Annotated in this window: 15 protein-coding genes; 5 read left to right on the forward strand and 10 right to left on the reverse strand. The window is 35.8% G+C overall.

Going from position 1 to position 16,444, the window contains the following annotated elements; genetic code table 11:
- Nucleotides 1–368: 368 nt before the first annotated feature.
- Together ACN0NP_RS03320 and ACN0NP_RS03325 are read left to right on the forward strand one after the other, a co-directional pair.
- Nucleotides 369–791, forward strand: coding sequence for a sigma-70 family RNA polymerase sigma factor (locus ACN0NP_RS03320; RefSeq protein ID WP_000804885.1), 423 nt, complete (start codon nucleotides 369–371; stop codon nucleotides 789–791).
- Nucleotides 788–1,018, forward strand: coding sequence for a helix-turn-helix domain-containing protein (locus ACN0NP_RS03325; protein WP_000857133.1), 231 nt, complete (start codon nucleotides 788–790; stop codon nucleotides 1,016–1,018). The genes ACN0NP_RS03320 and ACN0NP_RS03325 overlap by 4 nt, the downstream gene beginning before the upstream one ends.
- A 225-nt stretch (nucleotides 1,019–1,243) precedes the next feature.
- Here ACN0NP_RS03325 and ACN0NP_RS03330 read toward each other — a convergent pair whose 3' ends face one another.
- Entirely contained in the window at nucleotides 1,244–1,495 is a 252-nt protein-coding gene (locus tag ACN0NP_RS03330; RefSeq protein WP_001845478.1) for a hypothetical protein, read from the reverse strand.
- On the opposite strand from ACN0NP_RS03330, the gene ACN0NP_RS03335 reads away from it, so the two are divergent.
- Both ACN0NP_RS03335 and ACN0NP_RS03340 read left to right on the forward strand, forming a co-directional pair.
- Nucleotides 1,479–1,682 (forward strand): excisionase, encoded by a 204-nt coding sequence (locus tag ACN0NP_RS03335; protein WP_000814511.1) that lies wholly within the window; start codon nucleotides 1,479–1,481, stop codon nucleotides 1,680–1,682. The genes ACN0NP_RS03330 and ACN0NP_RS03335 overlap by 17 nt on opposite strands.
- Nucleotides 1,683–1,763: 81 nt before the next feature.
- Entirely contained in the window at nucleotides 1,764–2,981 is a 1,218-nt protein-coding gene (locus tag ACN0NP_RS03340; protein WP_001291561.1) for a tyrosine-type recombinase/integrase, read from the forward strand.
- Nucleotides 2,982–3,232: 251 nt separating this feature from the next.
- On the opposite strand, the gene ACN0NP_RS03345 is transcribed toward ACN0NP_RS03340, so the two are convergent.
- The 7 genes from ACN0NP_RS03345 to ACN0NP_RS03375 form a co-directional block, all read right to left on the reverse strand.
- A complete protein-coding gene (locus ACN0NP_RS03345; RefSeq protein WP_021143095.1) occupies nucleotides 3,233–3,397 on the reverse strand; it encodes a hypothetical protein in 165 nt (54 codons plus the stop codon).
- A 174-nt stretch (nucleotides 3,398–3,571) separates the two neighbouring features.
- Nucleotides 3,572–4,510: a class C sortase gene (locus tag ACN0NP_RS03350; RefSeq protein WP_074450785.1), complete on the reverse strand. Its 939-nt coding sequence runs from the start codon at nucleotides 4,508–4,510 to the stop codon at nucleotides 3,572–3,574.
- A 96-nt stretch (nucleotides 4,511–4,606) separates the two neighbouring features.
- On the reverse strand, nucleotides 4,607–5,050 hold the full coding sequence (locus tag ACN0NP_RS03355; RefSeq protein ID WP_423217549.1) for a SpaA isopeptide-forming pilin-related protein: 444 nt from the start codon (nucleotides 5,048–5,050) through the stop codon (nucleotides 4,607–4,609).
- Nucleotides 4,998–6,005 carry an isopeptide-forming domain-containing fimbrial protein gene (locus tag ACN0NP_RS03360; protein ID WP_423217550.1) on the reverse strand — a complete coding sequence of 336 codons (1,008 nt, stop codon included), beginning with the start codon at nucleotides 6,003–6,005 and terminating at the stop codon, nucleotides 4,998–5,000. The genes ACN0NP_RS03355 and ACN0NP_RS03360 overlap by 53 nt, the downstream gene beginning before the upstream one ends.
- A 71-nt stretch (nucleotides 6,006–6,076) precedes the next feature.
- A complete protein-coding gene (locus ACN0NP_RS03365; RefSeq protein WP_423217551.1) occupies nucleotides 6,077–11,002 on the reverse strand; it encodes an InlB B-repeat-containing protein in 4,926 nt (1,641 codons plus the stop codon).
- A 55-nt stretch (nucleotides 11,003–11,057) separates the two neighbouring features.
- The gene (lepB, locus tag ACN0NP_RS03370) at nucleotides 11,058–11,642 is read right to left on the reverse strand and encodes a signal peptidase I (protein WP_074567314.1); all 585 of its coding nucleotides are present in this window, start codon (nucleotides 11,640–11,642) and stop codon (nucleotides 11,058–11,060) included.
- Nucleotides 11,629–11,898 carry a hypothetical protein gene (locus ACN0NP_RS03375; protein ID WP_021143101.1) on the reverse strand — a complete coding sequence of 90 codons (270 nt, stop codon included), beginning with the start codon at nucleotides 11,896–11,898 and terminating at the stop codon, nucleotides 11,629–11,631. The genes lepB and ACN0NP_RS03375 overlap by 14 nt, the downstream gene beginning before the upstream one ends.
- Before the next feature lie 1,169 nt (nucleotides 11,899–13,067).
- Here ACN0NP_RS03375 and mutY point away from each other — a divergent pair.
- A complete protein-coding gene (gene mutY, locus ACN0NP_RS03380) occupies nucleotides 13,068–14,213 on the forward strand; it encodes an A/G-specific adenine glycosylase (protein WP_423217552.1) in 1,146 nt (381 codons plus the stop codon).
- Nucleotides 14,214–14,260: 47 nt separating this feature from the next.
- On the opposite strand, the gene ACN0NP_RS03385 is transcribed toward mutY, so the two are convergent.
- Both ACN0NP_RS03385 and ACN0NP_RS03390 read right to left on the reverse strand, forming a co-directional pair.
- Nucleotides 14,261–14,857, reverse strand: coding sequence for a response regulator transcription factor (locus ACN0NP_RS03385; protein ID WP_423217553.1), 597 nt, complete (start codon nucleotides 14,855–14,857; stop codon nucleotides 14,261–14,263).
- Entirely contained in the window at nucleotides 14,838–16,442 is a 1,605-nt protein-coding gene (locus ACN0NP_RS03390) for a sensor histidine kinase (RefSeq protein WP_423217554.1), read from the reverse strand. Before ACN0NP_RS03390 ends, ACN0NP_RS03385 begins: the two co-directional genes overlap by 20 nt.
- Nucleotides 16,443–16,444: the final 2 nt, after the last annotated feature.

Raw genomic sequence — 16,444 nt, forward strand, 5'->3', positions numbered from 1 at the left:
TGCTATTTACGCTGTTAAAATATTGTATATTACTTCCAAATGGCGGTTTGTTGGAGGTCAACGTCGCCATGAAGTACATCATATACAATAAATTTCCTTACATTGGGTTCTTGTCAAAAAAAGTCGTCTATCTGCAATAGATAAGTACGTCCACCAATGTGGTTTTATAAATCATATAGATAGAATAACAGAAGCATGTAAACAGAGAAATAAATCTGTTTATATGCTTTTTTGGCTATTCAGAACTTTTTTACAAAGTTTATTTATCAGTAATGCAACAAATCCCCCTTTCACATTGGGACTAAGAGTGAAAGGAGATAAACGAGCAAGGCTCACTTCCTTTCCTAGACAGAAAGGGGGTGAGAAACATGAAACCATCTTCTTTTCAGACCACAATAGAAAATCAGTTTGACTATATCTGTAAACGTGCTATGGAAGACGAGCGAAAGAATTATATGCTTTATCTTTCAAGGATTGCAAAGCGTGAGGTGTCCTTTTCGGATGTTGGCGATTATCTTGTTAGCCAGTTTGCGACAACAGATAACTATTCAACTGACTTTCAGATTTTTACACTCAATGGGTTATCAGTAGGCGTTGAAAATGATTTGTTGAGTGAAGCATTACGTGAGTTGCCAGACAAGAAACGTGAAATTCTACTGCTGTTTTACTTTATGGACATGAGCGATTCAGAAATTGCAGACCTGTTGAAATTGAACCGTTCTACTGTCTATCGGCATAGAACCAGTGGACTAGCCTTAATTAAAAAGTTTATGGAGGAATTTGAAGAATGAAAACACAATATCCTATGATTCCCTTTCCTCTCATTGTAAAGGCAACAGATGGCGATACCGAAGCGATTAACCAGATTCTACATCATTACAGAGGGTACATAACGAAGCGTTCCCTACGACTTATGAAAGATGAATATGGCAATCAAAGTATGGTCGTTGATGAAGTCTTACGTGGAAGAATGGAAACCAGACTGATTACAAAGATTTTGTCATTTGAAATTAAGTAATATCCTCTCTCCTTTCGTGGAAGCGTGCTAAACCATTCCACGCTTCCCGAACAGGGAGGTTTGTTATTCCACCAAAGCATATTGAGCTTTCAATGTGTTTTGATAGGCTAACGAGCCATTGTTCTTTGAAAACTGAATAAAAGTAATCGAATACGTTTCGATAAGAAAAGAGCCAACGGAACTAACCGCCATGACCTATCTTATAAAGATAGCGAGCGATTCATGTTAGTGATCCGAGAAGCAATCTTTAGCAGGATTGCCTGCAACGACATTCTTATCGTGATAATGATACTCCCATACAGTCAATAGTCCGAGCGTGATAAAACCGTCGCAGGCAATGAGTATGGCTACATGAGAACCATGCAGGGGTGGAACTCCCGTGAGCTTTGCTAAAGCTGTTCGATTGCTGGTAAAACAACTTTTATGAAATCCAAATAAGTGATTTGGAAAGGAGGATTTTATGAAGCAGACTGACATTCCTATTTGGGAACGTTATACCCTAACCATTGAAGAAGCGTCAAAATATTTTCGTATTGGCGAAAACAAGCTACGACGCTTGGCAGAGGAAAATAAAAATGCAAATTGGCTGATTATGAATGGCAATCGTATTCAGATTAAACGAAAACAATTTGAAAAAATTATAGATACATTGGACGCAATCTAGCGTCGCCAAAGGGTCTTGTATATGATAAAATAGTATTAAGTCGTATCAAGGCTCTTTCCATAAAGGAAAGGAGCAAATGCCATGTCAGAAAAAAGACGTGACAATAAAGGTCGAATCTTAAAGACTGGAGAGAGCCAACGAAAAGACGGAAGATACTTATACAAATATATAGATTCATTTGGAGAACCGCAATTTGTTTACTCGTGGAAACTTGTGGCTACAGACCGAGTACCAGCAGGAAAGCGTGATTGTATCTCACTTAGAGAGAAAATCGCAGAGTTACAGAAAGACATTCATGATGGTATTGATGTTGTAGGAAAGAAAATGACACTCTGCCAGCTTTACGCAAAACAGAACGCTCAAAGACCAAAGGTTAGAAAAAACACTGAAACTGGACGCAAATATCTTATGGATATTTTGAAGAAAGACAAGTTAGGTGTAAGAAGTATTGACAGTATTAAGCCATCAGACGCTAAAGAATGGGCTATTAGAATGAGTGAAAATGGTTATGCTTATCAAACCATCAATAACTACAAACGTTCTTTAAAGGCTTCATTCTATATTGCTATACAAGATGATTGTGTTCGGAAGAATCCATTTGACTTTCAACTGAAAGCAGTTCTTGATGATGATACTGTCCCTAAGACCGTACTAACAGAAGAACAGGAAGAAAAACTGTTAGCCTTTGCAAAAGCTGATAAAACCTACAGCAAAAATTATGATGAAATTCTGATACTCTTAAAAACAGGTCTTCGTATTTCAGAGTTTGGTGGTTTGACACTTCCAGATTTAGATTTTGAGAATCGTCTTGTCAATATAGACCATCAGCTATTGAGAGATACTGAAATTGGGTACTACATTGAAACACCAAAGACCAAAAGTGGCGAACGTCAAGTTCCTATGGTTGAAGAAGCCTATCAAGCATTTAAGCGAGTGTTAGCGAATCGAAAGAATGATAAGCGTGTTGAGATTGATGGATATAGTGATTTCCTCTTTCTTAATAGAAAGAACTATCCAAAAGTGGCAAGTGATTACAACGGCATGATGAAAGGTCTTGTTAAGAAATACAATAAGTATAACGAGGATAAATTGCCACACATCACTCCACATAGTTTGCGACATACATTCTGTACCAACTATGCAAATGCAGGAATGAATCCAAAGGCATTACAGTACATTATGGGACATGCTAATATAGCCATGACGCTGAACTATTACGCACATGCAACATTCGATTCTGCAATGGCAGAAATGAAACGCTTGAATAAAGAGAAGCAACAGGAGCGTCTTGTTGCTTAGTAGTACAAATGAATTTACTACTTATTTACCACTTCTGACAGCTAAGACATGAGGAAATATGCAAAGAAACGTGAAGTATCTTCCTACAGTAAAAATACTCGAAAGCACATAGAATAAGGCTTTACGAGCATTTAAGAAAATATAAAAAGATAATTAGAAATTTATACTTTGTTTATATTAAAAAATTTGGCAGATTTCTCATCAGCTTTTTTCAAAACAAAAAAGCAGTTTTAAAGTTCTGCTCTTTTGGCTTAAAATTCACCTTTATTAGAAACTACTAAGTTAGTCTCATAAAGTTCGGTCGCAAAGTCTAATTCTTTTCTAAAAGCATTTGCGTCTTCTCGACTGTCAAAAATCTTTTGTGCTTGAACATACTGCTGACCGCTGCGCCAATACATTTTTCTAACAACCCACATAATGTTACCTCGCTTTTTAGCTAGTATAAGGTAGATTATACCATAAATTGTTAAACAATTCATAAAATTAAGTCTTGTTTTCAATTTTTAATATAATCTTAAAATTCACTTAACAAGATATCTGTGAAAGCGTAACAAAAAAGAGTGAGTCAATCGACTCACCCCTTTTATTTTTTAATCTTTGTTAAAATATTTTTTAAGTTGATTAATCGTATCTTGGTAATTCTTAGATGACGTTTGTGGTCGTTTAAGTCCTTTTTGACTCAAATATTGACCAACTCGGTCACCATGTCGTTTGAGGTATGCGCTACTTGTCACTACAAAGATATAAATAACAATAGCAAGACAAATCGGAATACCGATAAACGGTGCAATATAAAGTGCATTTAGCTGCATGGCATCGGAAGTGGTCTTAGCTTCACCATCAGCATTTGGAATGCGGTGCCCGCGTACCAGTAGACGTTGGGTATTTATCCCGTAAGGTGTACATGTCACCAAAGTCAGATAATCTTGGTTAGGATCAATCGTCAAATCTGAAAAGTCTGTTGGCTCAACCACGCGAATCTGATCAACTTCATAAGTCAATGTTTCATTCAAAACATGGATGGTAAAGGTATCACCTTCACGCAATTTATCCAAATCAGAAAACAGTTTAGCCGAAGGCAAGCCACGGTGTCCTGATACGACACAGTGTGTTCCTTTCCCACCAACGGGAAGCGAACTACCTGCTAAATGTCCGATTGAAGTTTGTAAAACCTTATCTGATGTGCCATGATAAATACTTAATTTAATGTTGATTTTTGGGATACTGATGTAACCCATCGCCCCATCATGATTGAAATTCAACTGTGATTCATAATCTTTTTTCTGCTCATCAGTCATATGCCAGTTCATGCTGGTCAATCTCTTATTATAATCCTCTGCTTGAGTGAGAATCTTATCATACTCTTTCTCAGACATGTTTGAAACGCTTTTAGCATAGGACATAATTCCTTTTGTCTGGTGAAATGAGTTCCAGTAGTCACTCAAAGACGGGTAAGTTACCAAGCCCAGCCCGATGAGAAAGACGAGGGGCATTATCAAAGATTTCCAATGTTGCTTTAACCACGCCACTGCTTTTTCTCCTTTCTGCTGGCAAATTCTTTCTAAAAAGAATCATCTTCGAAAATAGACTCGTGCTACTTTCGAAGATGTTCTAACGATTAATCATTAAAGATTTTTAACACGACGTTTTGCAACCATGTAAACTGATGCTACCAAGATAGCAGCGGCACCAACTACATAAAGCATTCTTGTACCAAATGAACCAGTTGATGGCAATTCAGTACCTTTTTGGTTAAGAACATTAGCTGTAGTTTGGTCTGCGTTAACAACAACTTCTTGACGGCTAGTCAATTTGTTATAACCAGCAGGTGCTTTGATTTCTTCAAGGAAGAAACGAGTTCCATCTTTTAGACCTGAAATGTGAGTCATACCAGCTGGGATAACTTCTACACAAGTTGAAGGGTCATCAGTTGAAACAGCGATACGATACATAGTATCTGTAAGTTTCACAAATTTGACTGGAGTTGTACTTGTTTCAGAATCATAAACTTTGAATTCAGCTCCTGACAAAGTCAGTTGTACCATTTGTTTTGTTAATTGTGAATCCATATGTTTTAACAATTTCAGGGTCTGTATTGATATTACCAGAACCACCATCATAATTGTAAGTGATTTTTGCACTGTTGGTTGCTTCACCAGTACGGTTAGTAACACCTGCTGCACCAGGCAATACAGTGGCAGAGTAAGTAATTGTTACTTCTGATGGAGTATCATAAAGTGATGCACCAGTTGATGTGTTAACCCAAGGAAGAACGACTGTCAATTTACCAGTAGTTGAATCTACGTTAACTGATTGTGGAGTAATTGTTTGTTCAATCTGAGTATCACGACCTTTTACTTTAACAACAACACTATTTGCATTGATAGCCAAGTTTGTTGGAGTATCGACGATAGTGTAGTCAGTGATTTGTTTACCTTCACCATCTTTTACTACATAGTTTGTTGCAGTATATTTAATTGTATAGTTAACAGTATCACCAATTGCTGCTGAGTCTTCATTAGCTTCCTTAGTAGCTTGGCTTGGGCTTGGAGTATTTTTATCAACAACATAAGCATTTGGATTAGTACTGTCTACTGTAATTGCTGCACCAAGTGAAGAGTCAACAAAGTAATAACCGAATGGCAACCCTGTGAATGCCACTGTGTTACTAGTTGCATCTACTGGGCTTCCTACTTGAGTACCAAATCCTTCAGCCCAAGTTTTAAATGCAGCGCTTCCCACTACTGATTCAGTGGTAGTTGATTTTGCTGTAACGTTACCAGCTGAATCAACATCAAAGTAAGTAGCAACATCTGCTGCTGTTTTACCGCTTGGTAAAGTATAAGCGATAGCTCCATTGTCACCTACTGTTGCATCAAAAAGTTTGTAAAGTGTATATCTTTGTCCAACTTCGGCGTTTTGAATCGTAATTGATCCAGTATCATCTGCTAATGCATATCCACCTGTAAAGACAAGTGCAACTGCTGCGACGAGGAATGCAATCACATTTCTAATCTTTTTCATAGTTAACCTTCTTTCTTTTTTATCCTAAAAAATGTAAACGACTAAATATTATTTTTTCCTATAATCACCACCTAACCACTTTTATTAATAGCTTTTTTCCATCTATTAAAGATGGTAGCTAGGGTAGCAATAATCATTAAAATAATACCTGTACCAACGATTTTCTTCGTACCAATACCACCACTGCTTGGTAATTCACTACCAGCTTGGTTAACAACTTGAAGACGGTAGTTGTAATTTCCAATACCATTCACAATTCGCTTATTATCATCAGCAGAAACAGTGTGACCATCTTCATCACAAAGTTCCATAGTATAAGTAGAATTATCAAATTCATCACGATCTTCAAGAACATTGAAGCAAACATATTTATTAATAACTCTATAACCATCTGGAGCAGAATTTTGAGTGAGGCGATAACGTCCCGGAGTTAATCCGCCAATGTTAAATCCACCCGTAGATGTCACATCAAAACTATTAAACTCACTACTAATATCTTCCCATACACCGGCGCCACGTTTTTCAAGTTTAAAGTTTCCACCTGAAAGAGCAGGTTCCCAACCACTTCCAGTCACTTGTAAATTAATTGTTGGAGTAACAATCAAGTGACCATGTGTAATGGAAATATTGTAGTTAACGGGGTTGGTATTAGCCATCAATGTGTAAGTAAAGTAGTTATAACTTGTACCTGGATATGTTTGACTACCAGTGAAGTTGTAAGCTAGAACACCTTCTCCCAAAACAAATCCTTCGGTATCAGTCATTGGACTTACTGTTACAGTGTGAGCCGTTAATGGAGTACCGTCATAAGTCTTAGTTGCTTCAGCAGATGTCAAAACAACATCACGTTTATGAATAGTAAGAGCTCCATTTGATACTTGGAAGTGAACATCAAAGTTAGGATCGGTATTAGTAAAGTGATTAGCTAGATCTAATATGTATGTTCCAGCATTTTTTTCAGTAAGACTTGAGTCTGAGCCATTAAATTGAATCTTATCTTCTGTGTAAAGACTTGTACTAATACGTGTAATGTGATATCCAACTGTTGAATATGTACCGTCATAGACTTTTGCGATACTATCACCGTCAATCATGACAGATACATAAAGCGGAGTAACCGTTAGCGTACCAGGTACGTAAACAATATTGTAATAATCAGTTCGATCATCACCATCATCGTTAGTGATTGTGATGTCTGATGGTGTTGTGCTACTTGTTCCGACGTTAGTTTGAGAACCAGAATAAGTGATTGAACCAATCTTATCACCACTTTGTAGTGAGAGTCTGTAAGAATCATTTATATCTGACAAACCATTGCTCTTAAGAGCTGTACCATCATAAGCTTTTTCCTTATCACGCGCTACGATATTGAGGTTTTTCTTATAGTAGAAATTAACATCAATATTTTCACCACCTCGGAAGGTGTAGAATTCATTCACGCTAGTAGGATTATTACTATCTGTTACATCTTTTCCTGAGTGATAAGTATATCCTGGGATATTTAGATGATGGTCGATAGTATCACAAGTACCACCTTCACTAAACGTTTCTTCAACTGGTGCAACACCAGGAATTGGATTACCATCCATATCAAGATAATGGAAAGTAATGTTACCATCTGTTTTCTTACTGTAGTAGAATGTAATAACGTTGTTTGCTGAGCTTGAAGTCAAGGTCAACGTCAAAACGTCATCTAGTGGGTAGTACTCACTACCAACATCGGCTGCAATTTCCTTAACACGAACCGTATCACCATTAACTGTCTTAGTGACTTCTTGTTTAAGGACTTCATTTGTACCTTGCAACAAGTAACGAACAGTATAATTAACGCTAGATTGTTTCCTACTATAGTAGAATGTAATAACATTATTTTCATAATCTAGGGTAATAGATTTTTCATTATTACCTGGACGATAACCAGTGATTGCCAAGGCTTTTTCAGTAACAGTATCACCAAGTTGAAGCGCTGGGCTTGTTACCACCTTATCAGGTGATAACTTACTGTTATTATTGTCAGCATCAACATACTGAACAGTGTAAGTCAATGGATTTAATTTCCAATGAGCAGTCAATACAGTATCTGATGTGATTGGCTTAGTCCAGTCAAATCGTTTACCGTTCTGGTCGAACCAACCATCAAACGTGTAGTGTTCTCGAGTAGGATCAGCTGGCGCTTGCGCACAAACATATTTTTCAACAGATTGTGTCGCAGGAGTAGCTCCCTCACCACCATTCAAATTAAATGACACATTATAACGTGGAGGATTCCACTTAGCATACAAAATTACGTTGTGATTTGGCATTGTGGTAAAGTTATACGGTGTTGTTAACATCGAATCCTCATACCAGCCACCCCAAGTATAATCACTATCGACACCACTTGGTCGACTTGGAACGAAATTATAAGTTGATGATGAAATATCTGCTTCGTATGGAATGTTAGAAATCGTATTTACTTCATCATTTCCATAGAAGTAATTGATTTTGAAACTATCACGATCATAGTAGAAACGATAAATTCTTTGGCTTGTATTACTACCATAATATTGAACACCATTTGCTACAAAGTTTTGGTCAGTGCGATAAGTATAACCAAAGATTTCTTTTGCAGTAAATGTACCAGAGTTAAAAATGAATGACTGACTATACTTATCAGACTTCACATAAGATCCATCAGGTTGTTGCAACCAATATTCAGCTGTGTAGTTATTACCACGGTTAGTCCAAGTGGCTTTGAATGTTCTCGTCGTTCCTGAATTTGGCAAAAGTTCAGGAGTAACTTCTTGACGTTTAGTCTTGTATTCATTTTCCCAAGAGTCAAAGAAACGTTCTGTTGAAACCTGACCAAGATAGTTAAGTGAATATACTTCTCTTGGATTTGATGTTGAACTTGGCCATACGCTTGAAACATCTTGTCCTAAAACAATATTTGTTAATCGATATTCAGTACCTTGATAAGTTTGACCACCTATGTCAATACGACCTAGTGAATATCCCCAACTACTAAGATTCAAATCAAAAACAAAGGTATAACGAATCAAGCTGTAGTAAACATTCAAAACAGATGAACCATCAGCTGCCACGACAATTGATGACGTGCTATTTGGACCACCAGAGGCATTTTCACGTTGATAACCTTTTGGAACACTAGCAAGATTTGGTGCACTTGATGCATTTATTGTCGTATCAACGGTAGCTCTTCGTGTAATTGAACTATCGTAAACGTAGTGGGTCGTGTGAGTCGTGTTATCATAAACTTCTTTGAAGTAAGCTATTGTATAACCAACTGTATCAGCTTTCCACTTAGCATACAATGTTTTATTACCATCTAGTGTAACGTTACCAGTAATCTTACTACCTGTTAGTTGTGGGTTATCATACCAACCATCAAAAGAGTAACCCTTTTTCTGTGGTACTACACTCGTTAAAGGAACTGATTCTCCATATTTACCAACTGTTGGTTCAACATAATAACCACCGTTTGTATTATATGAAAGTTCGAAATCTTTACGTGTGTAATAAACGTACAAATCTTGCCCTTGAGCTTGAGTAAGTGTTACCGAGTTTGTTCGTTCAAAATCAGCGTAATCGTAAGTCAAGACTTGCGGTCTGATTGTTGATCCAATAACACCATGAGCTTGAGTTGATTCAATTTCAGTGTAACCATTACCAGTTAAATCTTTCAACATGTAGTGGATGTTGTAAGTTGCATCCGCAGACACATATTGAACTCTAATCGTAAATTTCTTATCGACAGTTCCATCCGCTGCATCCTTAGCAGCTAAATCATTAGCATCAGCTAATTCAACAATTGATTGGCTTGGATAATAAATTTCACCATCAGTTACTGTAGCATCATTTTCTGGTTTAACAGAAGGCGGTGATGTTACACGATAAGGTGTATCTTTGGCTTCAACGTGGTGAATATCATTACCAAAGACAGTATCTGTATCTGAAGTATTGTTATGGTAATAATATTGAATTGTGACGTTGTAAATTGTAATTTCAGAATACTCAGCAACAACGTCCATATCACCAGTAATTGTAGTGTCTTCTGTAACCGTTGAATTATCGGCTGCATTCACCCATCTACTGAAACGATAACCTTCACGGTAAACTGGCGTTGGGAAGACTGTAATTGTTCCTCCATCGACAATTTGTGCAGTTGTCATTTCATGTTCAACACCTGCATTATCAGTGTACTTGAACGTCACATTGTGAACCGTTGTTGATCTTGGACCGCCAACTTTATTAAGATTGGCTTTTGACTCAGAAGGATTGCTTGATGTTACCAAAGCATAAGCTGAAAATTGACTATTATCAAAAGAAACTGATGTGATTTTATGATCGATTTCTTTGACATCTTTTTGTGAAATATTTTCTTGCGAACCATCATCAGGGAAATGCAAAACATCAAAGTTATCTTTTGCATCCATAGCTTCTCTTGGTGTGATTGTCACCTTAACGTCAGCTTTAGGTTCTACTTTTTCACCTTTTGATTCAAAAGTAATGTCATAGAAAAGGACATTATCAATCGTCTTTCCTGTTAAAGAATTTTGGACTTTTTCATAATTTGATTGATAAGCTTCATCATCGGTTTTGATTTCTTTAACAGTCAAGCTTGTATCTTTAGGCAATTGCGCATCCGCATTAACATCTGCTGTAATCGTATAATCTTGATTAGTAGCTGTTAATGTTGTTGCCTGTGTGATTAAGCCATCCTCAGTAGATTCTGTCTGAGAAGTATCTGCTTCTTGTGAGCTTTCAGTTGCAGAACTTAGATTGCTATCAGAATCTCCCATAGCTGGAAGGCTTGGTGGCGATTGACTACTTTGTTCTACTTCAACGCCAGGTTCTTCTCTAGCTCTTTCGATATCTAATGTGATAGCTGGCAAGATTAGAAGGTATGTCGTTACCAGAGCTACCATTACTGCAAGAAAAATCGCAAGCTTTTTATGTTTTTTAATTAAATTACTTTTTCTAAAAAAATTTCCCATCGGCTTTCACTCTCCTCCCATCCTAAAACACAGTGAATAAGCTTCGATAATACTTTTAATTTAGAATTCCAATATCTGATAAAGGCCAGATTCTGAAAATTAGTTTACCAACTAATTGTTCATCCGAAACCGCACCGACAGAAGTATTTCGCGAGTCAATAGAGACTTTACGGTTATCTCCTAAAACAAAGATACGATTTTCTGGAACTTGGTAAGGAAACTTGATGTTTGTCTCACCATAAGCCTTGTTCTCGATATAAGGTTCATTTATTTTCTTGTCATTGACGTAAACTGTACCATCTTTTGTGATGTTAACCCAGTCACCAGATTCGGCAATGACACGTTTAACTAAGATATTGTTGTTGTAATAAAATGCAACGATGTCTCCCGTCTTAAAGCGATTACTCTTAACAGCTAATACGATATCCCCGCTTTCTAGCGTTCCCTTCATGGATTTTCCATAAATTCTGAGGGTTGGAAGATAAAGCATGGCTACCAAAATCGCAAAGGCTGCAACAACGATTAACATAAAAACCGTACTTCTAATCTTTTCAGAAAATAGTTTACGGTATTTTGCTTTCTTATAGAGCTCCTCAATTTCACTCGTTGTTGGGAGAGTGATATTTTCATTCTTTTTCATGTTTCGCTTCTCCATTCATTAATTTGACATTTTTAAGATATAAATCCGCTGCTTTTTGACTTTCTTCAAAAACCTTTGTCAAACTAAGAGAAGCTTCTGCGATAGATCCAGCGTTAGCTAGGCGAATTTCTTGGTTCTCCAATTTTTCATTAGCCTTTGCCAACTCATCTCGTAATCTATCAATCTCTTTGCTTTGCGCTAACATAATCTCATAAAGTTCAATTCGTTTTAATTTTCGAAACCTTCCTTTTCCCACATAAATCGCCTCGTTTCTTTTCATTATAAAGCGTTTTCTCTTAATTGTATTGTAATACTTTTAAAAGCTTTTTTAATTATTTTCTGTAGATTTTCTAAGAATTCTTCGGAGTTTTTGCACATTTTAATCATTTTTGTCATTTTATACCAAAAAAGAGACGAGATTTTCATCTCGTCTCTAAAAATTTTTTCGTATGTTATCCAACATACCATTCTCATAAGGAGTTAGGCTGTTAGATTATTATCTCCATTTTTATAGCGATTTAAATTCATTTTCAGCATTGTACATATACCTCCATGATATTTTTATCCACTACAATTTACATTGGTATCACTCCTTTAGCTATTTTCTGCGACTAGCTAAAGTATCACCATTTTTATATCTTGCTACATTCATAAGATACCTCCATTTAACTGAAAATACTCACTGAGCAATGATAATAATCATCCGATTGTTTGTTTTTTTCTCATGTAGCGATTTACTCGTCGCCACATGCGCTTTGAGTCTCCGTTTTTGTAACGACTTACATTGATTGCTTTCATATCTATTACAACTTTCATTAAAAGCTTTTGAACATGGAAGCAATATGATTAGAAGCCCATTCGATTACTACTGTTACTAGCAACAAAATCAACCGGTAATATTTTTTGCACTAGCTATTTCTAATCGTTCACTTCCAATTATAATTTTCATCTAAAATGTGACATCACTCCTTTATTGACTTAAATCCAACTAGTTGTTAGTCTCCATTTTTGTAACGACCTACATTTATCATCAACATAAGACGTTCCTCCGATGTGTTAAATTTTCAATGTTACAATATTATGAGATTTTTGAGGTATAAATCTTTATGGCCAAACAAAGTACCTAATCACCATTTTTATAGCGACCTAAGTTTAATGTCAACATAAGCGCCACCTCCATTACGTAAAGTTAACTGTGCCTACTTAACTCCAACTAGAGACTTTATCACCATTTTTATACCGGGCGACATGTGGTTTCATCATAAGAACTGTTACCTCCTTACTTCGTTTCTTTTGTCATCCTTCTTTACACTTTTATTATAATGTAACCGCTTACCTTTTGTCAAGAGATATGATCTTTTTTATCAAATTTTTTTCTAAGAACTTTTATTACCTTTAAAAATCAATCTTTGCTACAATGGAAACATGACTAATTTGAAAGACTACGGTATCGACATGTGGGATGCTGAAAAGATTGCTTCTTTTCGACGCACCCTGCTTAATTGGTACGATAATGAAAAACGTGATTTGCCTTGGCGCAGGACAAAAAATCCTTACCACATTTGGATATCTGAAATTATGCTGCAGCAAACTCAAGTAGTTACTGTTATTCCTTACTATGAGCGCTTTTTAGACTGGTTTCCAACCATCGAGTCACTGGCTAATGCTCCTGAAGAAAAAATACTCAAAGCTTGGGAAGGGCTTGGCTACTACTCTCGCGTGCGCAACATGCAAAAAGCTGCACAAGAAATCATGGAAAATTTTTGCGGGGTATTTCCTGACAATCACAAGGACATTCTTTCGCTGAAAGGTATCGGCCCTTATACGGCTGGCGCGATTGCTAGTATCGCTTTTGGGCTTCCTGAACCTGCTGTTGATGGCAATGTCATGCGTGTTATGGCTAGACTTTTCGAGGTCAATTACGATATTGGTGACCCTAAAAATCGAAAAATTTTCCAAGCTATTATGGAAGTGCTCATTGACCCAGAGCGTCCTGGTGATTTTAACCAAGCACTGATGGACCTTGGAACGGATATCGAATCAGCTAAGAACCCTCGTCCAGATGAATCACCGATTCGATTTTTCAGCGCAGCTTATCTACACGGAACTTACGACAAATATCCTATAAAACTTCCTAAGAAAAAACCAAAACCGATACAAATTCAAGCCTTTGTCATTCGTAACAGTGACGGTGATTTCTTAATGGAAAAAAATCTTGATGGACGATTACTTGGAGGTTTCTGGTCATTTCCAATCATGGAAACTGATGTTATCGGACAGCAACTTGATTTATTTGAAAAAAATAATGCTGCACTTCAGACCATTTCACAAAAGGCAAGATTTGAAGACGATTATCAGCTCAAGCCAAATTGGACAAGTAAGACATTTCCAGCTGTCAAACACACCTTCAGCCACCAAAAATGGACCATTGAGCTCATCGAAGGAAACGTAACAACAACTGGCTTCACGACCACCAAAGAACTCCGCTGGATTCCACAAGACCAACTCTCACAATACCCCATGGCTACACCACAAAAGAAGATGCTTAAGGTTTATTTGGAGGGGAAATAAGACAAAAGCAAGGATTCCACGATATGGAATCCCTGCTTTTTGTTTACTTAATCTGGTGAAAAATACCCTAACTGTTCAGCTTTATGAATAGCTTCTTGTCGGTTAGAAACCGCTAATTTTGAAAAAATACTTCCAAGGTGGTTAGATATTGTTCGCTTGCTAAGATAGATTTTGCTACAAATCTCATCAATTGTCTGTCCGTTTCTCACCAAGTCTAATATTTCAACTTCGCGTGGAGTTAAAATATCCAAAATTTCTTCATTAGAAAAAATCTTATCACCTTGATTAACCCTCACCAATTTTTTAATGAGATCATCAGGGTCAATACTCTTATCTAAGAAACCAGATGTCCCCATAACTTTAGCTCGGTGCTCATAAATCTTTTTACTATATCCAGTTAAAATCACAACTTTAGCATTAGGATGACTATCAATTAATTCCTTAGCCAAAGCAAGTCCATCATCCTGATAAATACTTGTCAAATTAATATCGACTAATAAAATATTATAGCAATCAACCGCTATTTCATCTACTGATTGGAAGCCTTCCAAAATGTCAACACGTTCAACTTCATCTGACAATTCTAAAACCATCTTTATACTCTGACTAAAAAGTTTATGATCATCAATTAATAAAATTTTCATAACAAATCTCCTTGTCAATTGGAAGAGAGACTTTTACAGAAAATAGTTGCCCCTTCTTCTCAATCTCCAAATTTCCCCCTAAAATAATTAAACGCTTATTTAAATTTTTCAAGCCATATCCATCAGACTTTGTGCTATCCTGACACAAATTTTTCGTGCAAAGTGTAATCCTATCGTTCACAATATCCAATGATAAATTAATATCATCTGTAGAAGAATACTTCACAGCATTAGTTACTAACTCTTCAACAAAACGGTAGACAATTTTATCATATGGTGTAAGCAATGAAAAAGTTGGTGGAAAATTGAGGTGAATTTCTTTACTGCTACTGTAACGTTTCAAGATTCGATTTACTAAGGAACGATAGTCATCAGATAGCGAAAAATTATCTGAAATCATCGGCTGATAATAATCCATGCGTTCTCGAAGTGTCCTAATTAAATCCTCAGTAATCATATTAATCTGATTCCCAAATTTACTATTTTGGCTGTATTTATTGAAATTTTTTATCGCCATAACGCTTTGTAAAATTTCATTATGCAAGAACTCAGAAAATTGATGTTCTTTTGTCTCTTCAGTCAATAAATTTTCTACAATTAAGTGTTTCTTTAAAAATAAAATTTCAAAATACTCTTTTAGCGATAATACATCTGATGCTTTAAATAACCGAATTCCCTCTTCGATAAACAGACCAAAAGTAAACATGAGTAGATTTAAGAATAAATAACTAATTTTCAAATCCAGTTGCAGTACAACGAATATAAACATCATGAAAACTGTAATTAAAACAAATGTACTGAAGAATGCTTTTATATAGGTCATCTTTATTTTTTCTATTTTTCGCTGAAAAGTTTTAAAAATAGCCTTTAAATGTAAGAAAAAAAGTATTAATGCAATATCAATATACCAAAACAAATTTAACCAATCAGTACCTATGGTATTAGAATAAATTACCACATAGGATAATGGTAAAACAACTGCTAAAATCTTTAAATTTCTACGTTGATATTTAAAAAGACTTTTCAACTCTTTACCATAAATGATAAGTAATAACAATGGTGTTAACGTTATAAAAAATGATGTAAAAAGCGATAAAAAAATAAATGTTGATTGCTTAATAAAGAAAAATACTGTGGTAACAGCCATTAATATTGACATCGCAAAAAACAATTCTTCACCAATTTTTTCACCAAGAAGGATAATTGATATCGAACTATATACTAGCAAAAATAAATTTATCGGATGTAAGATATTAAAAAAATGAAACAGTGTGCTTGATGCTGTTTGATTAATGATTGATTCCCAACTAATCAAAAACATCAAAAGTATTAAACACAATTTCAGCCCACTACTCTTAAACTTGACAGCATTGCAAATGTAACTAGAAGCAACTAGCACTATAACAATGGCTAATGAAATTCTTGATATAAAACCTATGGAATAATTTATTGGAATTTTATAATAGATATAAATCAATAAAGCTAAATGGTTTAACAATGTAAACCACCACATCACCAAAGAATTTTCTGAAACCTTTTTGACTATATTTTTCATAAATCGTAACCCTTTAAATATTTTTTTCATTA

Origin of the sequence: Streptococcus equinus (assembly GCF_049393805.1) — a bacterium.
GTDB lineage: Bacteria > Bacillota > Bacilli > Lactobacillales > Streptococcaceae > Streptococcus > Streptococcus equinus.